This window comes from Corynebacterium wankanglinii, from assembly GCF_013601005.1.
Taxonomy (GTDB): Bacteria; Actinomycetota; Actinomycetes; order Mycobacteriales; family Mycobacteriaceae; genus Corynebacterium; species Corynebacterium wankanglinii.
On record NZ_JABFED010000008.1, the window covers coordinates 16,004 to 38,732 of the forward strand.

The 22,729-nt window shown below is 62.4% G+C and carries 20 protein-coding genes; 11 read left to right on the forward strand and 9 right to left on the reverse strand.

The features are described from left to right. Positions 1 to 654: 654 nt before the first annotated feature. Positions 655 to 888 carry a hypothetical protein gene (locus HMA55_RS09930; RefSeq protein WP_181192894.1) on the reverse strand — a complete coding sequence of 78 codons (234 nt, stop codon included), beginning with the start codon at positions 886 to 888 and terminating at the stop codon, positions 655 to 657. A gap of 310 nt (positions 889 to 1,198) precedes the next feature. Then, a complete protein-coding gene (locus HMA55_RS09935) occupies positions 1,199 to 2,011 on the reverse strand; it encodes a TrmH family RNA methyltransferase (protein WP_181192895.1) in 813 nt (270 codons plus the stop codon). 37 nt (positions 2,012 to 2,048) lie between these two features. On the opposite strand from HMA55_RS09935, the gene HMA55_RS09940 reads away from it, so the two are divergent. The 4 genes from HMA55_RS09940 to HMA55_RS09955 all read left to right on the forward strand — a co-directional run bounded on the left by HMA55_RS09940 (position 2,049) and on the right by HMA55_RS09955 (position 5,821). Continuing rightward, positions 2,049 to 3,194 carry a sensor histidine kinase gene (locus tag HMA55_RS09940; RefSeq protein WP_181192896.1) on the forward strand — a complete coding sequence of 382 codons (1,146 nt, stop codon included), beginning with the start codon at positions 2,049 to 2,051 and terminating at the stop codon, positions 3,192 to 3,194. Positions 3,195 to 3,329: 135 nt separating this feature from the next. Beyond that, the gene (locus tag HMA55_RS09945; RefSeq protein ID WP_181192897.1) at positions 3,330 to 3,497 is read left to right on the forward strand and encodes a hypothetical protein; all 168 of its coding nucleotides are present in this window, start codon (positions 3,330 to 3,332) and stop codon (positions 3,495 to 3,497) included. 10 nt (positions 3,498 to 3,507) lie between these two features. Then, entirely contained in the window at positions 3,508 to 4,206 is a 699-nt protein-coding gene (locus tag HMA55_RS09950) for a response regulator (protein WP_181192898.1), read from the forward strand. A gap of 163 nt (positions 4,207 to 4,369) precedes the next feature. Further along, complete coding sequence (locus HMA55_RS09955; protein WP_181192899.1) at positions 4,370 to 5,821, forward strand: hypothetical protein; 1,452 nt, start codon at positions 4,370 to 4,372, stop codon at positions 5,819 to 5,821. 94 nt (positions 5,822 to 5,915) lie between these two features. Here the strand turns inward: HMA55_RS09955 and rplT are convergent, their stop codons facing one another. The 4 genes from rplT to uvrA all read right to left on the reverse strand — a co-directional run bounded on the left by rplT (position 5,916) and on the right by uvrA (position 10,252). Next, positions 5,916 to 6,299 carry a 50S ribosomal protein L20 gene (gene rplT / locus HMA55_RS09960; RefSeq protein WP_181192900.1) on the reverse strand — a complete coding sequence of 128 codons (384 nt, stop codon included), beginning with the start codon at positions 6,297 to 6,299 and terminating at the stop codon, positions 5,916 to 5,918. Positions 6,300 to 6,351: 52 nt separating this feature from the next. Then, a complete protein-coding gene (rpmI, locus tag HMA55_RS09965) occupies positions 6,352 to 6,546 on the reverse strand; it encodes a 50S ribosomal protein L35 (RefSeq protein WP_181192901.1) in 195 nt (64 codons plus the stop codon). Positions 6,547 to 6,579: 33 nt separating this feature from the next. Beyond that, on the reverse strand, positions 6,580 to 7,140 hold the full coding sequence (gene infC, locus HMA55_RS09970; protein ID WP_374680615.1) for a translation initiation factor IF-3: 561 nt from the start codon (positions 7,138 to 7,140) through the stop codon (positions 6,580 to 6,582). A 253-nt stretch (positions 7,141 to 7,393) separates the two neighbouring features. Next, complete coding sequence (uvrA, locus tag HMA55_RS09975; RefSeq protein WP_181192903.1) at positions 7,394 to 10,252, reverse strand: excinuclease ABC subunit UvrA; 2,859 nt, start codon at positions 10,250 to 10,252, stop codon at positions 7,394 to 7,396. Between the two features lie 85 nt (positions 10,253 to 10,337). Here uvrA and HMA55_RS09980 point away from each other — a divergent pair, with 85 nt between their 5' ends. From HMA55_RS09980 to HMA55_RS09990, 3 genes are all read left to right on the forward strand, one after another. Beyond that, the gene (locus HMA55_RS09980; protein WP_374680614.1) at positions 10,338 to 10,931 is read left to right on the forward strand and encodes an MBL fold metallo-hydrolase; all 594 of its coding nucleotides are present in this window, start codon (positions 10,338 to 10,340) and stop codon (positions 10,929 to 10,931) included. 87 nt (positions 10,932 to 11,018) lie between these two features. Further along, entirely contained in the window at positions 11,019 to 12,059 is a 1,041-nt protein-coding gene (locus tag HMA55_RS09985; RefSeq protein WP_181192904.1) for a DoxX family protein, read from the forward strand. 65 nt (positions 12,060 to 12,124) lie between these two features. Continuing rightward, positions 12,125 to 14,278 carry a HelD family protein gene (locus tag HMA55_RS09990; RefSeq protein ID WP_181192905.1) on the forward strand — a complete coding sequence of 718 codons (2,154 nt, stop codon included), beginning with the start codon at positions 12,125 to 12,127 and terminating at the stop codon, positions 14,276 to 14,278. On the opposite strand, the gene HMA55_RS09995 is transcribed toward HMA55_RS09990, so the two are convergent. Genes HMA55_RS09995 through uvrB form a run of 3 tightly spaced genes read right to left on the reverse strand, consistent with a single transcriptional unit; the run spans position 14,279 to position 17,352 of the window. After that, the gene (locus HMA55_RS09995) at positions 14,279 to 14,725 is read right to left on the reverse strand and encodes a universal stress protein (RefSeq protein ID WP_181192906.1); all 447 of its coding nucleotides are present in this window, start codon (positions 14,723 to 14,725) and stop codon (positions 14,279 to 14,281) included. It abuts the gene before it with no gap. A gap of 53 nt (positions 14,726 to 14,778) precedes the next feature. After that, complete coding sequence (locus tag HMA55_RS10000; protein WP_181192907.1) at positions 14,779 to 15,237, reverse strand: universal stress protein; 459 nt, start codon at positions 15,235 to 15,237, stop codon at positions 14,779 to 14,781. Positions 15,238 to 15,252: 15 nt separating this feature from the next. After that, entirely contained in the window at positions 15,253 to 17,352 is a 2,100-nt protein-coding gene (uvrB, locus tag HMA55_RS10005) for an excinuclease ABC subunit UvrB (RefSeq protein WP_181192908.1), read from the reverse strand. Positions 17,353 to 17,536: 184 nt separating this feature from the next. Here uvrB and HMA55_RS10010 point away from each other — a divergent pair, with 184 nt between their 5' ends. Genes HMA55_RS10010 through HMA55_RS10025 form a run of 4 tightly spaced genes read left to right on the forward strand, consistent with a single transcriptional unit; the run spans position 17,537 to position 22,690 of the window. Continuing rightward, a complete protein-coding gene (locus tag HMA55_RS10010; protein ID WP_235961931.1) occupies positions 17,537 to 19,081 on the forward strand; it encodes an ABC transporter substrate-binding protein in 1,545 nt (514 codons plus the stop codon). A 6-nt stretch (positions 19,082 to 19,087) separates the two neighbouring features. Beyond that, a complete protein-coding gene (locus tag HMA55_RS10015) occupies positions 19,088 to 20,035 on the forward strand; it encodes an ABC transporter permease (protein WP_181192910.1) in 948 nt (315 codons plus the stop codon). Further along, positions 20,035 to 21,021 carry an ABC transporter permease gene (locus tag HMA55_RS10020; RefSeq protein WP_181192911.1) on the forward strand — a complete coding sequence of 329 codons (987 nt, stop codon included), beginning with the start codon at positions 20,035 to 20,037 and terminating at the stop codon, positions 21,019 to 21,021. The genes HMA55_RS10015 and HMA55_RS10020 overlap by 1 nt, the downstream gene beginning before the upstream one ends. Before the next feature lie 19 nt (positions 21,022 to 21,040). Continuing rightward, complete coding sequence (locus HMA55_RS10025) at positions 21,041 to 22,690, forward strand: ABC transporter ATP-binding protein (RefSeq protein WP_181192912.1); 1,650 nt, start codon at positions 21,041 to 21,043, stop codon at positions 22,688 to 22,690. Positions 22,691 to 22,729: the final 39 nt, after the last annotated feature.

Sequence of the window (22,729 nt, forward strand, 5' to 3'; positions counted from 1 at the left end):
AGGTCTAACCGAGAATGGTGAACGGCCCTCCCGGCCCGGCACCACGCTTCGGAGCGTTAGCCCAAGCGGTTTCAATGCTGGGACCGGCGGAACCATTCAGGGCCCACTGCTGGCGGAATTGCGGGTCATTGACCACCATCGGTTACATGCGAACGTCTTCGTCGATGTACTCGATCTTCTCACTCGTCTCAGCATTTGCACCGCCCGGTGCTAGGAATCTCTTCGTCGCCTACCGCCCGCGTGTAACGGAACGGTGGCGGAAGCGTAAACAACGAATCTGGTCGGGACTTGATAAACCCAAGCCGCTACTTAGATACACCTGAGATTTACATAAGCCCCTACAGGGAGTGCGAGGTCATGGCGATTCACATGCCATTTCTTTCTTAGAAATTGGCAGAATCACTACAGCTCGTTCGCGCCATCCTCCCGCTCGCTTGTGCGCAATGGTGATGCCGGCCGGCGATACCGCTCATCGTCACGCCTGGTATGTGACCTGTATGGTGTGGCCGAACGCCTCAACAGGCAGGAGGAACATACAGGGTGCGCAAGAATCGTCTCACGGAAGAACAGATGAACGCCATTGACCGTCTGCTCTGCGAGCCAACCTCCCACGCCATCGGCTACGTCCCCCACCGGGTGATGGCGGAGTCCTTCTTAGACCTCGACGCTTACCTGGAAGAGCACTACCTCCCGCGTTTCCTCGACCGTTACGCGTTGGTGGTGCTGGTACTTCTGTACACCTGGGCCGATCACGTGCGCATCGTGCCAGGTAAGCGCGGCCGCAACGAATACCTTCCGACGGTTATCGAAGACGACGGCACCCACTCCAGCGACGTCAAGGACATTGACAATCTCGTCCGCAGCACGCTGCTCAACGAAGGGCCGCACACGACAAACCTCTACATCGAAAGCCGGGGCATTCTGATCACGCTGCGCGGCGGCTGCGACGTCCTTTTCTTCGGCCTCGGCCCCGAAGAAGAACGCCTGGCACAGTCGCTTGCCGACGCCAACGGGCTCTTCCTTAAACGCGCCACCGAGGAAAGAACCGTCGAGGACTGCTTGAACGCGACCTCCCCGACCACCTATCCGCGCTTAGGAAGGACGGTCTCTAACCACGTCCTTCCCACTCCCAGCCCACTCCCAGCGAAGACTTCCCCGACACCGACACCCTCGGCGGGGCCAAGTTCACCCCGCAAGATTAGCCGTCCCCGAGGGCCTTCGACGATTCCCAGAGGCAGATCGCGGCGGCGGTGGCGAGGTTCAAGGACTCCGCATTCCCGTGGATCGGAATGGACACCCGCGCCGTGGCTGCGTCCAGCACCTCCGGGTCCAGCCCGTGCGCCTCGTTGCCAAACAGCCAGGCGGTCGGTTGCGTGAGCGTCTCCCCCGGGGCCGCCAGGTCCACCTCGCCGTTCATGGTGGTGGCGAAAGTTGAAAGGCCAGCGTCTTCGAGCTGCCCGATGACGCGGCGCACGTCGCGGTCGCGCGCGACGGGGATGTGAAACAGCGAGCCCGCGGTGGAGCGCACCACCTTGGGTGCCTCCGGGTCGACGGTGTCACCAGCAAAAATCACCGCGTCCGCGCCCACCGCATCTGCAATGCGGATAATCGTGCCGGCGTTGCCGGGATCGTTGGTTTCCACGCACACCGCCACCAGCTTCGGACGGCCCTTGAGAATCTTCGGCACGGTCCACAGCACAGGGCGGCACACCGCAAAAATGCCTGTGGACGTCACCGCGTCCGCGAGCGAGTCCGCGGCCTTGTCCGTGATCGCGTGCGTGTAGACGCCCATGTAGCCCGCCGCCCGCACGATTTCTTCGAAGCGTTCGGCGGCAGCTTCGGTGACAAAGAGGTCGGTTGCCGCACCCGTTGCCACGGCGGCTTCCACAGCGTTCTCGCCTTCCGCCAGGAAAGCCTTTGCTTTGCGACGAGCTTGCGCCCTCTTCAACTTTCCCGCATTAACCACACGCGGAGTGCGCTCTGTAAACGGCTGCTGGAAATCCAATGGCATAGCTCCAGACTACGTTGCGGGCGCTACGCTGTTTGCCGTGCCTACGTTTCCGGAGCTCGTGCGCGCCCGCCTTCTCTCACCGGCGGCGCGTGCTTGGCGCATCGGTTTTACGCTCGTAGTTTTCTGTTTTGCGCTTGGGCTTATGGCGCTGCCTGGAGCATCGATTGCCGTTGAATGGTCTCGCTTCGCGGTGGCGCTGTACGCGGCATTTCTCATCGTCGCCGCCTTCTTCGCACCAATCGCGGCAGGGCTGGGATACGGGTTTCTGCTGCAATTTTCCGCGGTAGCACCCGAGTTCCGCAGCGCGATCATCATCATCGGCATGTTCGCGATCGCCACTGTTGTGGGGCTACGTATTCCTGCGCGCTATAGCCTGCCACTACTGGCCTATCTCTGGTATCTCGCACAGACAGACTTTCCCTCCGGCGTCTATTTCCCCATTTCCTTTGAAACGGCAATCTTTTTGTTCGTGTTGCTCCTTGTCGCGTGGACAGTGGGCTGGATTTTTCGAGCTTTCCTTATTACTCGTGAACGGCAAGCCGAGCGGTTAAAGGCAGAACTCGAGCGTGAACGGGAGCGTACTGTGAAGGCCTTGCACGGGTCAGTGGCGTCCTCCCTTACTTCAGTTGTGCTCCGAAGCGAGGCCTTGGCGATGTCAGGTGACGACCAAACAGCAAAGGCGGCGAAACTCATCGCCGAGGACGCTCGACGTTCCATGCAGGAAGTCCGTCAGCTCATCCGGTTTATGCGTTCCGACGATCCCGCGGACTTCAGCGAGAACAACGCCATGAGCACACCCACATTGGATGACTGCTTGCGGACCTTTTCGGACACCTTGCGCAGTCACGGCTACACGGTCACGGAAAGCGGCATGCACGGCGAGGGGCTGAACTCAATTGCCTTGCGCCACGCTCCAAGCGCGTTCCGTGAGATCCAGACCAACGTGATCAAGTACGCAGATAAGCACCGTCCAGTGATCGTGGCCGCGGTCGAAGACGACCACGACGTGCAGATCTTGGTGCAGAACTTCGGCGCCCCGCAAAAGCAGAAAGTTGAGATGAGCACCGGCGTCGGCTTGGGGGAGGTCGCATCACTGTTGGCAGAAGACGGTGCCACTCTCGATGCGGGCTATCACGGCGATGCGTTCCGCTACCACCTCACCGTGCCGAAGGAACGAAAGTAGATTGCCACGTGGGCATGAAGGATACTTTCGTACCAACTTGTCCCCTAAGCGCCCGAATTAATTGCACATTGTTACCGTATGCACCCATAATTCGATGTAGCGATTTACAGCTTTAGTTCACGAAAGGACAAGCAAATGCGCAAGTTTGCTCGCCTCGCCGCCTCCGCCCTGGTTGCAACCGGCCTCATCGCCGTCGCCCCTGCAGCATCTGCAGACGCACAGACTGTGGCAACCCCCTACGCAGCTGGTGCCATCGGCGACACCTTCGAGTGCGGCGGCATGCTCGGCCGTCTGTGGTGCTAATCGCACCGAGATGACAACACCTGATCACCCAATCCGGGTTTTCCTCGTCGACGATGATCCGCTCGTCCGCGAGGTGCTGAAAAGCTATCTCGACAGCGCCGAAGGGATCACCGTCGTCGAAACCGCTTCGGACGGATCCGAAGCACTGGAGCGCATCCCCCAATTAGACGTGGATGTGGTGCTCTCGGACGTCTACATGCAGCACATGGGCGGCGCCGAGTTGTTGCGTAACCTGGTCGCGCGCGGGTCCGCCCCCGCGTTTTTGGCGATTAGCTCGTTGGACAACGACACCGCGATGCTGGACATCCTCGACCACGGCGGGCGCGGCTACATTCTCAAGAGCCAGCCGCGTGAGGAGATCATTCTTTCCGTGCGGCAGGCTGTCGCAGGCGGCACCGTGATCTCGCCTGCCGCGATGAACAAGCTGCTTCCCCACCTTTCGCAGCGGGAGCCGCAAGCTCCACAAAGTGATCGCGGAGCGCGCCCAAAGACCGCCATCGATGTCCCATCTGGTGTTTCCGATACCGAGCAAAAGGTGCTTGAGCTGCTTTGCGACGGCTTGAGCAACGCTGACATTGCAAAGCAACTGAACTACTCGGAGTCCACGGTGAAGAAGATGGTCTCCAAGCTGCTCTCGGCCTACGGAGTCTCCTCCCGCCTCGACCTCGTGGTCACTGTGCTCAACGGCCGCGGACCGCAAGTGCAGTAGCCGCTTCCTCCGCGCTGAACGAAGGTATCGGCTTCGGGAACGAAGGTTCCAAGCACCCGATTTTCTCTTGTCACGCGACAACTGCGTCCTTACATTGACCCCTGTAAGTAATCACCCCACCTGCTAGCGACGCTGGCGGTAGCTTCACAGGAAAGGACAACGTATGACCCGCAAGACCCGACGCATTACCACTGCGCTTCTCGGCGCTCTGATGGCCGGCGCTGCCATCGCTCCCGCGAACGCAACCACCATCGAGGAGTCCGCTCCCGAGACCCCGGCGAACAACGACAAGCTCCCGATCGTTCACACATACCGTGGCTCCAACCACCTGAAGGCGAACGTGCTCAACCCGCGCCCGGTGTGCAACTCCACCGAGGACTACCGCACCGTCGTGTACAAGGTGAAGGACAACTTCCTGCCGGTGGGCACCATCTCCACCACGAACCTTTCCGACGAGGCAATCCCGCTGCAGCAGGATCTCTCCCGCACTCAGACGGTCTCCGCTTCCGTGAACGGCTCCAAGACCGAGACCCTGGATCTCGGCGGCTCCGGCTCCAAGAAGGGCATCGAGGGCAACATCGGCTACTCCCTTGCCAAGTCACTCGGCTGGGATGTTTCCGCAGAGCTGTCCTGGAACGTCGGCCAGACCGTGGGCCCGTACGACGTGCCGGCAGGCAACACCGGTGAGGCCACCTACGGCTTCCGCACCGTCACCATGACCGGCACCCAGCAGCGTTGCCGCCCTAACGGCACTTGGGCAACCCCCACTGCCTGGGTTGCAAACATGCCGGTGAAAAACGAGGTTCGCGTGAAGAACTTCGACACCCCGGCTGATTCCTGGGCTCCCAACAAGGGTGCGCAGACCACCGAGGTCAAGGACGAGCCGAACGCTGAGTACGACAACGACGTTGACACCCTGAACAAGGGCGACAACATCGACGACGTGGAGAAGGTCGACGACAACAAGACCGCCGACATCAGCAACGAGGACGTCAACCTCGCCGCCGACAACGAAAACGCGGCCAAGGAGGAATCCGAAAAGGCTGACGACAATACCGAGGGCGCCATCGAGGTTGAAGCAGTATCCGACAAGAAGGAAGCTGCCACGGAGGCAGACGCTGACTCCGAGCAGGCCGAGTACGACCTGGACCTCGAGCCGTACTTCACCGTTTCCTCCGCGAAGGCACAAGGCTTCGCCGGTTCCACCGCGCTGCGCGTGAAGAACGTCGGCAACGAGCGCTACTGGGGTGAGTTCCCGGCTGTGACCTTCCGCGTCGCAGTCCGCACCGAGGACGGCCCGGAGGGCGTTGACCGTCTGATCACCACCACCACCCGCGAGGGCGGCTACGCCCGCGACCTGGGTTGGGACGAGGACGAGCAGGCGCGCATCTTCGAGGTCACTCTGTCCAACCCGATCAACCCGGGTGAGGAAGCAGACCTCGTGTCCTTCTCCTTCGGCGACGGCAACACCAAGGAAGGTCGACTGACCAACTACATCACCGTCACCCAGACTGGCCGTCTCGACGGTGACGACTCCGAGTACAACGACCAAGACGTCGACTCCCGCGACGTCACGCTCGACGACTTCGGCCGCGAGAACGAGGGCATCTTCTAAAACAGCCCCAATTCGTTGTCACGCACGAAAAAGCTCCCGCCTCACCCGATTGTTCGGGGTTGGGCGGGAGCTTTCGTCGCTAAGCAAGAAGTGCTTAAGCGGCCTTGGGGGCGTTGACGTCCTCCGGCAGAGCGTTCTTGGCAATCTCGCAGATCGCAGAGAACGCGGCAAAATCGTTGACCGCCAGGTCGGCGAGGATCTTGCGGTCCACCTCGACCTCAGCCAGCTTCAGGCCGTGGATGAGGCGGTTGTAGGTGATGTCGTTCATGCGGGCGGCCGCATTGATGCGCTGAATCCACAGCTTGCGGAACTCGCTCTTGCGCTTACGGCGGTCGCGGTAAGCATAGGTCTGGGAGTGCAGCCACTGCTCCTTGGCCTTGCGGTACAGGCGGGAGCGCTGGCCGCGGTAGCCTTTCGCGGACTTGAGGATTGCGCGGCGCTTCTTCTTAGCATTGACTGAACGCTTCACACGTGCCATGAGTCAAACTTCCTTGTCTTATCTCGTAGTCGGTTGGTTGATCGGGCAGTGCTTAGGACATGCCGAGGAGGCGCTTAGCGCGCTTGACGTCAGCCGGCGCGACGTCGGTGGTGCCGGACAGCTTGCGGCGGCGCTTCGAAGAGAGCTTCTCATTCAGGTGGCGCTTACCAGCCTGCTCGCGGCGCAGCTTGCCCTTGCCGTTGACCTTGATGCGCTTTGCGGTGCCCTTGTGGGTCTTCTGCTTCATGGTGAAAGCCCTTCAGAGTGTCGATTGTTGGAACTACTTTTTGCCCTTGCGAGCCGGTCCGAAGACCATCGTCATGTTTCGGCCGTCCTGTTTAGGACGGGACTCGACCACGCCGAGCTCCCCGATATCCTCAGCCAGGCGCTCCAGCAGGCGGTACCCCAGCTCGGGGCGGGCCTGCTCGCGGCCGCGGAACATGATGGTGACCTTGACCTTGTTGCCCTTCTCCAGGAAGCGCTCAACATTGCCCTTCTTTGTCTGGTAGTCGTGCTCATCGATCTTGGGGCGGAACTTCTGCTCCTTGACCACCGTCTGCTGCTGGTTCTTGCGGGCCTCGCGGGCCTTCTGATCCTGCTCGTACTTGAACTTGCCGTAGTCCATGATCTTGGCCACGGGCGGCTTCGCGTTCGGGGCAACCTCGACCAGGTCGAGGTCTGCCTCATACGCCAGCTTGCGGGCGTCGTCCGTACGGACAATGCCCACCTGCTCGCCGGACGGGCCGACGAGACGAACTTCAGGGACGCGGATTCGTTCATTGATCCGAGCTTCAGCGCTGATGAGAACTCCTAGAGACGTGAGAAACAATGTGTGCCGCACTCGAGCCGCAGTCGAACCCATCCCACACGAAAAACCCGCGCACCCTGGCAGGTGGCGGGAGATCGTCCATAGCGAACCGAACGGCAGGTAACTACCTCGGCTCACCGTTTGACCCGTATCCAACTCACCTATGTAAGCGGCTTGGGGTGGGATTCACTCCTCTTGCGGCCCGCGCATCCGCGTAACACGGACACGCTGGGCGGTGTGACAGGCACTGTACTCGGATGCGCCCGCATAAACCAAATCGGCGCGCCTACGCCTTGGCCAAAATGTCTCGGAGGAACTCACCGGTAAACGATCCATCCACCTTGGCGACGTCCTCCGGCGTGCCCTGTGCCACCACCGTACCTCCGCCTGAGCCGCCCTCCGGACCCATGTCGATGATCCAGTCCGCAGACTTGATCACGTCCAGGTTGTGCTCGATGACCAACACGGTGTTGCCCTTCTCCACGAGCCCGTTGAGCACGAGCATGAGTTTGCGGATGTCCTCGAAGTGCAGCCCCGTCGTCGGCTCGTCCAAGATGTAGATCGTGCGCCCGTTGGAGCGCTTCTGCAGCTCGGATGCCAGCTTCACGCGCTGCGCCTCACCGCCAGACAACGTGGTCGCGCTTTGCCCGAGGCGGACGTAGCCGAGCCCGACGTCGACAAGCGTTTGAAGATAGCGATGGATAGAGGTGATGGGCTCGAAGAATTCCGCGGCCTCCGAGATCGGCATCTCCAGCACCTCGGCAATGTTCTTGCCCTTGTAGCGCACCTCAAGCGTCTCTCGGTTGTAGCGCGCGCCGTGGCAGACCTCGCACGGCACGTACACGTCCGGCAGGAAGTTCATCTCGATCTTGATGGTGCCGTCGCCGTGGCACGCCTCGCAGCGTCCGCCCTTGACGTTGAAGGAGAAGCGGCCGGCCTTGTAGCCGCGCACCTTTGCCTCCTGCGTCTCCGCGAAGAGGTTGCGGATTTTGTCGAACACGCCGGTGTACGTCGCCGGGTTGGAGCGCGGGGTGCGCCCGATTGGACTCTGGTCCACCTGCACGAGCTTGTCCAGGTGTTCCAACCCTTCAACCTTCTTCACACGGCCCGGCACTTGCCGCGCGCCGTTGAGTTGGTTCTGCAGCGTCTTGGCAAGGATCTGGTTCACCAACGTGGATTTGCCGGAACCGGAGACACCCGTCACCGCCACAAGCACGCCGAGCGGGATGTTGACGCTGACGTTGTCCAGATTGTTCTCGCGGGCGCCGACCACCTTGAGCTGGCGCTGCTTATCGACGGGCCTTCGCTCTTCCGGCACCTCGATCACCTTCCGGCCGGCCAGATAGTCGCCCGTGAGCGAGCCCTTGGCCTTCAGAATGCCCTCCGGCTTGCCCTGGTAGACCACTTCGCCGCCGTACTCGCCGGCGCGCGGGCCGATGTCAATGAGCCAGTCCGCCTCGCGAATGGTGTCCTCGTCGTGCTCCACCACCACGAGTGTGTTGCCGAGGTCGCGCAGCTTCTTCAAGGTGGTGATCAGGCGCTGGTTGTCGCGCTGGTGCAGGCCGATTGACGGCTCGTCCAGGACGTAGAGCACGCCGGCGAGACCGGATCCGATCTGAGTGGCCAAGCGAATGCGCTGCGCCTCACCGCCGGACAGCGTGCCGGCGGAGCGAGCGAGCGTGAGGTAGTTCAGGCCCACGTCGAGGAGGAAGTGCAGGCGAGCCTGGATCTCCCGCAGCACGGCACCGGCGATCATCTCTTCGCGGTAGCCGAGCACCAGGTTGTCCAAGTACTGCGACGCTTCTTCGATGGAGAGCTCCGTCAGGCCCGCGATGGACTTTTCACCGTGCGTGGTGGATGCCAACCGCACCGCCAGAATCTCCGGCTTCAGGCGGGCACCGTTGCACGTCGGGCACGGCACCTCGCGGGTGTAGGCCAGCAGGCGTTCCTTTTGCGTATCGGATTCCGCCTGCTCCAACTTGCGTTCCAAGTAGCCGACGATCCCCTCATAGGCCGCGGTGTACGAGCGTTGGCGTCCGTAGCGGTTCTTGTACCGCACATTGACCTGGGTGGAGGAACCGTGGATGAGGTGCTTCTGTTGCGTCTTGGTCAGCGAGCTCAACGGCGCGTTCGCGTCGAACTTCTCTTCTTTCGCCAGCGCCTCGATGAGTTTGGTGAAGTACTTCTTGTTGGGGCTGGAGTTCCACGGCTGGAACGCGTCTACCGCGGGCGCGTCGGGGTCCGGGATGACCAGGTCCACGTCGATCTCCTTGCGTACGCCCAAGCCGTCGCAGGCCGGGCATGCGCCAAACGGAGAGTTGAAGGAAAACGCGCGCGGCTCGTACTCCTCCACGTTGAGCTTGTGCCCGTTCGGGCACGCCATCTTCTCCGAAAAAATCTGCACGCGCTCCGGGTCATCCGCGTCCAGCTCCACAAAGTCAAAACCGACTAGGCCGTCGGCAAGCTTCAGCGCGGTTTCCACCGAGTCAGTCAGACGCTGCTTTTGGCTGGCTTTGACGGTGAGGCGGTCCACCACCACGTCGATATTGTGCTTGATTTGCTTTTCCAGCTTCGGCGGATCCGACAGTTGGTAGGTCTCCCCGTCGACGTTCACACGCGAATATCCCTGCGCAGACAGATCCGCGAAGAGGTCCTGGAACTCGCCTTTGCGCTTGCGCACGATGGGCGCGAGCACCTGGAACTTTGTGCGCTCTTCCAACTTCAGCACGCGGTCGACGATCTGCTGCGGCGTCTGCCGCTCGATCACCGCGTCGCACACCGGGCAGTGCGGCGTGCCGGCGCGCGAGTACAGCAGGCGCAGGTAATCGTAGATCTCCGTGATCGTGCCTACGGTCGAGCGCGGGTTGCGGTTTGTGGACTTCTGGTCGATTGATACTGCCGGGCTCAGCCCGTCGATGTAGTCCACGTCCGGTTTGTCCATCTGGCCGAGGAACATACGCGCGTACGAGGACAGCGATTCCACATAGCGCCGCTGCCCCTCAGCGAAGATGGTGTCGAATGCGAGCGAGGATTTGCCGGAGCCGGACAGGCCGGTGAACACCGCCATCTTGTCGCGGGGCAGCTCGATGTCTACGCCCTTGAGGTTGTGCTCGCGCGCGCCACGCACTGTCAGCTTTTCGGCCACGTCACTCTCGCTTTCGTCGGTTGGTACTCCCAAGACGCTACCAACGTCGGCGACGGGTGAAACATTCCTGACTAGCCTGGGGCGCATGCTTGAACTGCGCCACATTTCCGTCTCAGACATGGACAACAATTGCTACCTCCTCTGCGAGGATGGGCAGGGGCTGCTTATCGACGCCGCTTCGCACGCCACCGACATCCTCGCAATGGCCGACGAGGCCGGCGTGAAGATCACCGCCGTGTTGACAACCCACCGCCACTACGACCACACGAGGGCCTTGGCGGAGGTGCTGAAGCACACCGGGGCCAAGCACTACGCACCGTTCCTCGACGCCCCCGCGATCCCCGCCCCCGCCGATGTGGAATTGCGCGACGGGGACACCATCGAGTTTGCGGGCCACTCCTTCCCCGTGTGCGTCCTGCGCGGCCACACTCCGGGCGGAGCATGTCTTGTTGCGGAGATCGACGGCACCACAAACCTCTTCGTGGGCGACTCCTTGTTCCCTGGGGGTTTGGGTAAGACCCAATCTGAGGGCGATTTCGTGCGCCTGTTCAACGACGTCAAAGAAAGGGTTTTCGACATCTACCCTGATGACAGCATCGTGTGGCCTGGCCACGGCAAACCCACCACGCTCGGCAACGAGCGTCCGGACCTGGACGACTGGTGGGACCGTCGTTGGTAAGGCCAAAAGCAGCCACTAGTGGAGCACAAAATCGCTACACTCGGCGGAAGCACATTCAGCTACAAAAAGTAAGGATTGGGTAAGAGTATGATCCGTAAAATCGCACGCCCGATGCTCGCTTCGGTCTACGTGATCGACGGCGTCGAGACCCTGCTGAACCCGGCGGGCCACAAGGAAGCCGCGGACAGCGTTTTGAAGAAGGTGCGCGCGCTGACCCCGCGCGAGTACCGCGGCTTCCTGCCGAAGAGCCCGGAGACCGCCGCTCAGATTGTTGCCGCTACCAAGGCCGGTGCAGGCGCGTCCTTCGCTATCGGCAAGTTCCCGCGCTTGTCCGCGACGCTGCTGGCCGCCACCGCCCTGCCAACCATCGTCGGCCGCCACGCATTCTGGGAGGCCGAGGACGACGACGAGAAGTCCCGCCGCCGCACCGGCGCGCTGACCGACCTCGGCCTCGCGGGCGGTGTGCTGCTGGCCACCGTTGACAATGACGGCAAGCCGGATTTGAAGTGGCGCGCCCAGCACGCCGCTCAGGCCGCGCAGAAGAACGTCAAGCAGGCGCTGCCCACGAAGTCTGAAACGGAGAAGGCGTGGAACAAGGCGTCTGACTGGTTCTCCGACGCTACCGACCAGGTCACCGACTACGTTGACGACAACAAGGGTGATTGGAAGAAGGCCGCCGCCAAGGCGGGTGGCGCGGCGAACGACTGGTTCGGAGACGCCAAGAAGCAGGCGTCCCACTTCCTGTCCGACGCAGGCGAATGGCTGGACGACGCCACAGATAAGGCCGCTGACAAGGCGGAGGACACCTACGACGACCTCAAGCCGTCCAAGGTCCAGAAGTTTAAGGCGAAGCGCAAGGTCAACGGCATCGTTGGTGACTTGCAGGACCAGCTGGACGACCTCCAGCCCTCCACCCTGGATAAGTTCAAGGCGAAGCGCAAGGTGAACAAGGCCTCCGCAAAGGCACAGGGCAAGGCCCAAGATGCGGTGGACTCGCTGCAGAAGGCTTGGGACAAGCTGGACGCAGACCCGTCCTGGATTACCAAGCTGAGGTGGAAGCGCAAGGCCAAGAAGGCTGAGAAGAAGGCGCAGAAGCTGGTGAAGAAGGCGCAGAAGAAGTTCGCGTAACCCTTTCGTGAATTCATGGCCCCGGGCTGGGAATAATCCCCGGCCCGGGGCCGTTTGTTGTGGGGATGCAGGAAACAGAGCAAGCGTATGTGGACACACTCTTCGCGCACCTCGACGCTGAGGTAGCACGAGCTCAGGCAAGGCTTGAGCAGGTGCAGCGTGATGTGGACCCGGATAACCCTGACTCGGACGCACTGGTGCGCCGCGAGACGGAGTACCACGGCCTGAACGCGAAACTTGATGCCCTCAATGTGGCGGAGACCGGCTTAGTGTTCGGCCGTATCGACGTGGCCGACCAGGACCCCGAGAATCCGGTACCGGGCCGTAGTGGCCTAGAGCGCAGGTACATCGGCCGCATGGGGATGGACGACCGGGAGGATAACTACCGGACACTCCTGCTGGACTGGCGTGCTCCCCTCGCTCGCCCCTACTACTTGGCCACTACGGCCCACCCGGAGGGTGTGGAGACCCGGCGCAACATTCGTATGCGGGGGCGAACGGTCACCGCAGTCGACGACGAGGTGCTCTCCGGCGACGGGGCTGAGACCTCCGCCGCAGGCGTCGGCTCCGAGGCGGCGCTGCGCCGCACGATGAACGAGGCCCGCACGGGACACATGCGCTCCATCGTGGAAACAATCCAGAGAGAGCAGGACGAGATCATCCGTGACCCAACTCGCGGTGTCATGGTGGTGCAAGGCGGGCCGGGCACAGGGAAGACGGCAGTTGCGCTCCACCGGATCGCCTACTTGCTCTACACCTGGCGCGAGCAGCTGACCCGTACCGGCGTACTCGTGGTTGGCCCCAACGCGACATTTTTGGAGTACATCTCGCGGGTGCTGCCGGAGCTCGGCGAGACCGGGGTCGTGCTCTCCACCGCCGACCAACTGGTGCCGGGGTTCGCGCCAGCCGGTGACGACTCGATCGCAGCCCGCGAGGTGAAGGGATCGGTCGAGATGGTGACTGTGCTCAAACGAGCAGTGCAGGCATACGAAACCGTGCCCGACACACCAGTGAAGCTGACCTTCGACTCCGTGCCGGTAGAAGCGACACCGCAGATGATCAAGGCTGCGCGGACCCGGGCGCGCCGCTCGCGGCGCCCCCACAACCAGGCCCGCGCGCATTTCGCAGAGCACCTGACTCAGTTGCTCGCCGAGACGCTGGCGCAGAGAATCGGCGAAGATCCGCTGGGTGGCGAAAACTTGCTCTCCGATGCGGACGTGGATCAGCTTCACGACGACCTTTCGGAAGACCCCCAAGTGCAGCAGCTCATCGACGCACACTTCCCCGAGCTCGACCCAGTGGAGGTGTTGGAGGCGCTGTTGACCGACCCTGAGGCCATCGCTGCGGTTGCATACGACTATGACGATTACACCCGCGCTGCGTTGTACCGCGAGCCCGGCTCCGCGTTTACCCGGTCGGACACGGCTTTGGTAGATGAGTTGGCGGTGCTCATCGGTACCGTTGACCCGGAGGAGCAGCGGCGCAAGGAAGAACAGGAGTGGCGCGAGCTAGTCGCCGAGGCCGAGGGGGCGCTTGATGTGCTGGCTTCCTCTGAATCCACGGACAACGACGACGACCAGTTCGACGCCGAGATCCTCTCCGCCGCAGACGTCATCGACGCGGAGACGCTGGCCAGCCGTCAGCGCGAAACGGACACCCGCTCCACCGCTCAGCGTGCCAGGGCCGATCAGACGTGGGCGTACGGCCATGTGATCGTGGACGAGGCGCAAGAGTTGTCGCCTATGGAGTGGCGGATGGTGTTTCGGCGCTGCCCGTCGCGTTGGATGACCCTGGTGGGCGATACCGCCCAGACCTCTTCCCCCGCTGGCGTCGATGATTGGACGGCCGCCCTTGAGCCGTTTGTGGGCGGCAGGTTCCGCCTCCACGAGCTCACGGTGAATTACCGCACACCAAAAGAGATCGCAGACTACGCGGCAGAGATTCTCGCCGAGATCGACCCGCACGCAACGGTCCCGGAGGCTATCCGCGCGTCTGGGGAGCCGGTGCAGTTTGTGGGGCGGCCGGAGGACGTCGAAAAGCGAAACGGCTTGACCAGGGTGATCGATGCGACCAATGTCGGCGAGATGAAAGGCCTGGAGTTCGACCACGTCGTAGTAGTAAACCCCGGAGAAATAAAAGAGGCCTCGCCACAGGGGTGGCAAGACCTCTACGTCGCCGTCACCCGCGCCACACAGACGCTGACGGTGGTTGGCGAATAACTAGTTGACCGTGTGGACGATCATGACGTCGCAGTCAGACTGACGGGCGACGTCCGCCGGCACGGAGCCCAGCAGGCGGCCGGTCAGCGAGTTGATCCCGCGGTTGCCAACAACAAGCAGATCAGCGTGGTTGTCGTTGACGATGGCCATGAGGGCCTGCACCGGGGTTCCCGGACGGGTCGCGGTCTGCACGTCCGGCGCGCCTACCGCACGGGCGTGATCAGCTGCACCCTCGAGGTTCTCCAGCGCCTTCTGGTCGCCGAGGATGGTCACAGAATCCTGGCGCAGCGTCTTTGCAGCTTCTTCCTCGTTCTCGTAGTAGGCGGTGCCGATGACGAGGGTGGAGCCGAAGGCTGCAGCAATCCTTGCGGCGCGCTCAACGGCCAGCAGCGAGGACTTGGAACCGTCGGAGCCGACGACGATGGTCTTGTATGGGGTATCGGCCATGGTGATCACCTTTCAAAGCTTTTGGGGCAGGACTAGTGTACCCCTCGGTTGTTTTAGTCGTGTCCCTCTGCCCTGGTATCCACGAGCATGACGTCCACCGGCGCCTTCTTGGCCACATTGCCGGGGATGTTGCCGAAGATTCGGCCCGCCATGGAGCGCATGCCCTTGTTGCCCACCACCAGGAGGTCGACGCCGTATTCCTCGACCGCTTCTAGCAGCACGTTCGCCGGTTGGCCGCCCTTGGACACCAGGTTGACCGTGCCGGCCTGCTCCTCCTTCGCAATCGTCTCCGCCTTGCTCAGGATGTCGCGCGCGTTCGTGGCAGTAACAATGTCCACCCGTGACAGCTCGGCGTTCGTGGAATTCAACATCGAGCCGGAGGCGGTGTAGTGCGCGCAGATGATGGTCAGGTCGGCGCCGTAGACGCGGGCCAAGCTGGCTGCTGCTCGTACCGCAACCATCGAGGTGGCTGAGCCGTCGGTGCCGACAGCGATGGAGTTGTAGGTGTGCAAGGCAGGGTCCTTTCGCTAATTGCCTGTGTCTTTAATACCACGCAGCTCGCGCTTCAGATCCGCAATCTCGTCGCGCAGTCGGCCGGCCAGCTCGAACTTCAGCTCTCCGGCGGCGTCGCGCATTTGGACCGTCAGGTCGTCGATAAGCTTCTGCACCTCGTCGGAGGCCATGTTGGACACGTCCGGCCGCTCCGCCACCGCCGCATCTGAGCTCAGACTTGCGGAAGCGTCCGCGTCGGCGTTCTCGTAGACCTGGTCCAAGATGTCCGCAATCGCTTTGCGCAGCGGCTGCGGGTCGATGCCGTGCTCCTTATTGTAGGCGATTTGCTTCTCGCGGCGGCGCTCCGTTTCATCGATAGCCTCCTGCATGGACTCGGTGACTTGGTCCGCGTACATGATCACTTCGCCCGAGACGTTGCGGGCTGCGCGGCCGATGGTCTGAATGAGCGACTTGGTGGAGCGAAGGAAGCCCTCCTTGTCAGCATCCAAGATGGCCACTAGCGATACCTCCGGCAGGTCCAAGCCCTCGCGCAGGAGGTTGATGCCCACCAGCACGTCGTACTCACCGAGGCGGAGCTGCCGCAACAGCTCGACGCGCTGCAGTGTGTCGATGTCAGAGTGCAGGTAGCGGACCTTGATGCCGTTGTCCAGGAGGTAGTCCGTGAGGTCTTCCGCCATGCGCTTGGTCAAGGTGGTTACCAGGACTCGCTCGTCCTTCTCCGTGCGCTGGCGAATTTCGTCGATGAGATCGTCAATCTGCCCCTTGGTGGGCTTGACGGTGACCTTCGGGTCCACCAGGCCGGTCGGACGAATGACCTGTTCGACGAATTCGCCCTGCGAGGCGGCCAGCTCATAGTCGCCCGGGGTGGCGGACATGTACACAGTCTGGCCCACGCGAGCCTCGAATTCGTCGAACGTGAGGGGGCGGTTGTCCACCGCCGAGGGGAGGCGGAATCCGAATTCGACCAGGTTGCGCTTGCGCGACATGTCGCCCTCGAACATGCCGCCGATCTGCGGCACGGTGACGTGGGACTCGTCGATGATGGTGAGGAAGTCCTCCGGGAAGTAGTCGATGAGCGTCGCCGGCGCGGAGCCTGCGGGGCGGCCGTCCATGTGGCGGGAGTAGTTCTCGATGCCGGAGCAGAAACCGACCTGCTGGATCATCTCCAAGTCGTACTCCGTGCGCATGCGCAGACGCTGAGCCTCAAGCAGCTTGCCCTTGCTCTCCAGATCCTCCAGCCGGTCCGCGAGCTCGAGTTTGATGGCCTCGATGGCCTTTTCCATGCGCTCGTCCGTGGCCACGTAGTGGGTAGCCGGGAAGATGCGCACCTCGTCCTCCTGGCTGATCACATCGCCTGTAAGCGGATGGATGTAGTACAGCGAGTCCACCTCGTCGCCGAAGAACTCCACCCGCACCGCGACCTCCTCGTAGGCGGGAATGATGTCCACCGTGTCGCCCTTGACGCGGAAAGTGCCGCGCTTGAAATCGATGTCGTTGCGCTCGTACTGCACGTCCACCAGCAGCCGCAGGAAGCGGTCTCGCTCCACCTCCTCCCCTGTGCGAAGGACGATCGAGCGGTCCAGGTACGACTGCGGGGTGCCAAGACCGTAGATACAGGACACTGAGGACACAACCACCACGTCTCGACGGGACAGCAGCGCGGACGTTGCCGAGTGCCGGAGGCGCTCCACATCGTCGTTGATGGACGAGTCTTTCTCGATGTAGGTGTCCGTCTGTGCGATGTAGGCCTCGGGTTGGTAGTAGTCGTAGTAGGACACGAAGTACTCCACCGCGTTGTTTGGCAGCAGCTGACGCAGCTCGTTAGCCAGCTGTGCGGCGAGCGTCTTGTTCGGCGCCATGACCAAGGTGGGGCGCTGCTGCTTTTCAATCAGCCACGCCGCCGTGGCGGACTTGCCGGTTCCGGTCGCGCCCATGAGCACCACGTCGCGCTCGCCGCGGTTGAGTCGCTCATCCAACTGCGCAATCGCGGTGGGCTGGTCGCCGGAGGGCTGGAACTCGGAGACGACTTCAAAGGGCTTCTCGCGCCGTTCGATCTCGCCCACGGGGCGAAATTCGGACTGCGCGAGGACGGGGTGTTCTGCAGCAAAAGCCATGCCGGCCAGTGTATCGCCAGCCCGTTTCCGGAGGGCAACGCTTGTTCACGCCCCCACCCACCACCCCCAGACGGAATACCTTTCATTTGCCTGGACCCAAAAAAGACAATACGTTTGTACTTAATATTTGCTGAGCGCGTTCACGCGCGCGATCACAGAATGTGCAGGTGAAGCGATGGTGCAAATGACGCGAAGACAGCTGCTGCGGGCGACGGCACTCGGCGGCGCGACGTTCGCCTTAGCATCCTGCTCGCCGTCCCCGGTCGAGCACTTCGACGTCGAAGGCCCACCCAAGCGCGGCGGAACGTTGCGTGTGGGACTCGTAGGCGGATCCTCCACAGACACAGTCGACGCCCACATCCCCACGAGTTCCTCAGATGCCACCAGGTTGATCAACATGTACGACTCCTTGGTCCGGCGCGATGAGAACTACGACCTGGAGTACCGCCTGGCAACCGCCGTCGAACCATCCCCCGACGCTACCGAGTGGACCGTCACCCTACGTGAGGGAGTGCAGTTCTCAGATGGACGCCCGGTCCGCCCCGAAGACGTCATCTTCTCCTACGACCGCATCCGCGACCCGGACGACCCGAAATCCGGCGCGGCGTCGATCAACCATATCGACTACATGGAGGCGACCGGACCGCGCGAGCTGCGGATAGTGCTCAGCGAGGCGGATGCAACGCTCGTCGATAGTCTCGCTGAGTACCAAATGGGCATTGTGCCGGAAGGCTACGACCCGAAAAACCCGGTCGGCTCCGGCCCGTTCAAGCTGGAGTACTTCTCCCCCGGCCAGTCGACCACGCTAGTGCGCAACGACAACTACTGGGGCAAGGCACCACTGTTGGACAGTGTGGAAATCATCGACTTCCAGGAAGAGGACGCGATGCTCAATGCGCTGCTCTCCTCCCAGGTCGATGCAATCGGCAATCTCAACCACTCGCTGGCGCGCGTGATCGAAGCAGATCCGCGTTTGTCCACCCTCGTCTCCGAAACCGGCATGTGGCTGCCGCTGACAATGCGAGTGGATGTCGCCCCCTTCGATGACGTGCGAGTACGCCGCGCCATGCGCCTCGTGGCGGACCGCACCCAGCTGGTCGATCAGGTCTACTCCGGGGAGGGCCAGCTGGGCAACGACATGTTCTCGCTCTACGACCCCGCCTATCCGAAGGATTTCCCGCAACGCGAGCAAAACATCGAAGAGGCAAAGCGTCTGCTGGCCGAAGCCGGCTACCCGGACGGGCTCGACGTCACGCTGAATGCGGCGGAGATCCAGACCGGCGCGCTGCGCAGCGCCCAGGTCTTCGCAGAGCAAGCCAGCGCTGCGGGCATTCACGTGCACATCAACCAGGTTGATTCCTCGACCTTCTTCGCTGACGGCAACTACTTGGAGTACCCGTTCGCGTTGACGTTCTACTACACGCGCAACTTCTTGCAGCAGGTCAACCAGTGCGCGACCGCAGCATCGCCATTCAACGAGACACACTGGTCGGACGATGCGTTCACCGCAAAAGCGAACAAGGCCCGCACGATTGTCGACGACGGCACCCGCCGCGAAATGATCCGTGAATTGCAGCGGCAACTCTACGACGACGGCGGATACATCATCTGGGGCTTCGCCAACCAGATCGACGCGTACCAGAATTACGTAGTGGGCTTGAAAACGCATCCGGGCGGTATCCCGCTAGGTCAGGCATTGTTCGAGCGCGTTTGGATAGCGGAGGCATAGGAACAGATGGGCAAATTCATTCTTCGCAGGCTCGGGGTGAGCATCTTCATCCTGTTCGCCGTATCCGTCATCATTTTCTGCGCCACATTGCTCCTGCCGGGCTCGCCTGCCACGGCAATTCTGGGCCAACAGGCCACACCGGAGCGCATCGCGGCGTTGGAAGCCGAAATGAACCTTGACCAACCACCACTGAGGCGCTACCTGCTGTGGCTCGGCGGGGTGTTCACCGGAGACTTCGGGACCTCGACGTCCACCGGTGGCCCAGTCTCTGCGTTGCTCGGTGAGCCGCTGGTGAATTCGCTGGTGCTCATGCTGCTGGCGGCCCTGATTTCGATCCCGCTCGGGGTGGTGCTCGGCGTTTACGCTGCCTGGTGCCGCGGCTACAAGCGCGACCAGGTGATCACCTGGGTTACGCTCATCCTCGCCGCGCTGCCGGAATTCGTCATTGGTATCGCCCTGGTGACCCTGTTCGCTACTTCGGTGTTCAAGGTCCTCCCTGCTGTAACCATGTCGCCGCCGGATAGCCACGTGTGGCAGTTCCCGTCCCAGCTGGTACTGCCGACGTTGACCCTCGCGTTCGTGGTCACGCCTTACATCGCACGAATGACCCGCGCGACCATGATCGAGACATTAGAGTCCGGTTATGTCGAAATGGCCCGCCTCAAAGGTGTGCCGGAGCGACGAGTGGTGTTCCGCCACGCGCTTCCGCACGCCGTCGGCCCGATCGCACAAGTGGTGGCGATCCAGCTGGCCTGGCTGGCGGGCGGCATCGTGGTCGTGGAGTACCTGTTCCGCTACCCCGGTCTCGGTGTAGCGCTCATCGACGCCGTGAACTACCGCGATGTGCAGGTCGTGCAGGCGGTCTCGCTGCTTATCGCCGCGGTGTACGTCGTAGTGAACCTGTTGGCGGACCTGGTGAGCCTTGCAGCCAACCCGAAATTGAGGAGTAACTGATGTCCGCACCAGTCCAACCCCAGGAAGCCGGGAGTAACGCGGAGCCTGAGCACGATGCGGCGCTCAAGACCTCCGTATCCAAGCCTGACCCACTGCTGGCTCGCATTTGGGCACAGACGGAAGGCAAGGTCGGTCTCATCCTCACGTCGGCCGTCGTGCTGCTGACCGTGTTGGGGTATCTGTTCGCGGAGCAGATTACGGGCCACAGCACCACCGAGTTCATCGGTCTGCCGTTCACAGACACCGGGCTTTTTGGCACGGACAACCTCGGCCGCTCCGTGTTCTCCCGGTTCGTCGCCGGCGGTCTCATCTTGCTTGTCACGGCGTTTTTGGCGACGCTTCTCGGCATGATCGTTGGCACCGTCATCGGCATGATCGCCGGTTACGCAGGCGGCAAGACCGACGCCGTGCTCATGCGGCTCAACGACGTGCTGCTGGCCTTCCCGCAACTCATTTTCGCCATGCTGGCGATCGTGATCTTCGGGCCGTCCGCCACGGTGCTCGTGCTCGTTATCGGTCTGACGCACGCGCCCCGCATCGCCCGCGTCGCCCGAGCTGCGACGCTGGACGTGACCAACGAGGACTACATCCTCGCCGCCCAGATGTACTCCGTGCCGCACCGGCGAATCCTCACCCAAGAAGTCGCGCCGAACATCACCGGGCCACTCGCGGTGGAGGCAGGCCTGCGCTTGACGTACTCGATCGGTTCGATCGCGTCACTGTCGTTCCTCGGCCTGGGCATCCAGCCGCCGGCCGCGGACTGGGGCCTGATGATCAACGAAAACCGCATCGCGCTTTCCCTCGAGCCGTGGGGCGTGCTGCTCCCGGTCGCAGCCGTCGCGGTGCTCACGATCGGCACCAACATGCTTGCCGACGCCACCGCACGGGCCACGGCAACCACCGCCACTGTGGCAAAGAGGGGCAAGGACAGAGATGCAGAGCCCCAGCTTCAGCCGAAGCACGACCCCATCCGCCACGACGGGTAGACAGAAAGGCGATCGGATTATGACGACCTCGATATCCGCTGGGCAGCCCGGCACATACGCGGCGGCCGACGATACCGTGCTCAGTGTGCGCAATCTGCGTCTGGGCACGATAGAAGGGGCAGAGATTCTCCACGGAGTGGACTACGAGCTCGGCCGCGGTGAGATCGTGTGCCTCGTCGGCGAGTCCGGCTCCGGCAAAACCACCGCGGGCCTTGCCGCGATGGGGCACCTTCGTCCGGGGCTACGGCTCTTTGACGGCACCGTGCACTTGCATTCCTCCAACGGCAGCGATTACGACGTGCTGAATTTGGGCAAAGACGAGCTGCGTGAGTTGCGCGGCAGCCGCATCGCCTACGTGCCACAAGATCCGGCGCTGAGTCTCAACCCGACCATGCGCATTGGCGAGCAGATCCGTGAGGTGCTCGACGTCCACGGCTACGACGGCGACCGCACCGCGCGCGTGCGCGAAGTAATGCGCGATGTCGACCTGCCGGACACCGACGAATATCTCGCTCGTTGGCCCCACCAGCTCTCTGGAGGCCAGCAGCAGCGCGTCGGCATCGCTATGGCGTTCGCCATGCGGCCGGACGTGCTTATCCTCGACGAGCCGACGACCGGCCTGGATGTGTCCACGCAGGCTCACGTTTTGGACACGGTGCGCGAGATGACGCGCAACAACGACATCGCCTCGCTCTACATCACCCACGACCTCGCAGTCGTCGCCGAGCTGGCGGACCGGGTTGTGGTGATGCTGCGCGGCGACATCGTGGAAGAGGGCCCTGCAAACGGTGTGCTCTACAACCCGAAGCACCCGTACACCAAGAAGCTGCTCGCTGCCATCCCAGACCTGCCGGGACACAAGAATATTACTGGCCACGGCCAGGCCAGCTCGGTTGCCACCGAGAAACCCGGCAGCGCTGCCCCGCTGCTCGAAGTGCGGGAACTCAAGATGGCCTACGGCGACAACACTGTGCTCCACGGGATCGACCTCACGCTCGAGCAAGGCGAATCGATCCTCCTGCTCGGTGAGTCCGGCTCAGGCAAGACAACACTGGCGCGCTCGATCGCTGGGCTCAACCCCGGCTACACCGGCGACGTCCGCCTGCGCGGCGAGGTGCTCGAGCACAGCAGCCGTAAACGCTCGCTGGATCAGCGCCAGTACATCCAGTACATCTTCCAATCGCCGTTTTCTTCGCTGAATCCTCGGCGCACTATTGGTGAATCGCTGAGTGTGCCGTTGATCATGTCGGGCAGGCTGTCGCGTCACGACCAGCGCAAAGCCGTCGAGGAAATTCTTGAGGCTGTGCAGCTCGACCGGAGCTTTTACGACCGCCGGCCAGGCGATCTCTCGGGCGGCGAACGCCAGCGTGCCGCCATTGGACGCGCACTGGTCAACGCCCCGGATGTGCTCGTCTGCGACGAGATCACATCCGCTCTAGACGTCTCCGTCCAGGCGTCTATCTTGAGCCTGCTCGCGGATCTTCGGGCCGAGCGCGACCTGTCGCTGCTGTTTGTCACCCACAACATCGCGCTTGCCCGGCACACGGCCACACGCATCGCGGTGCTGAACAAGGGCTTTATCGTGGACGAGGGGCCGGTTGATGAGGTGCTCGAGCATCCGACGCACGACTACACCAAGGCGCTCCTCGCCAACATCCCGGAGCTCTAGCGCCGTTCATCTCACGCAGCGAACACCTACTTGAAGAAA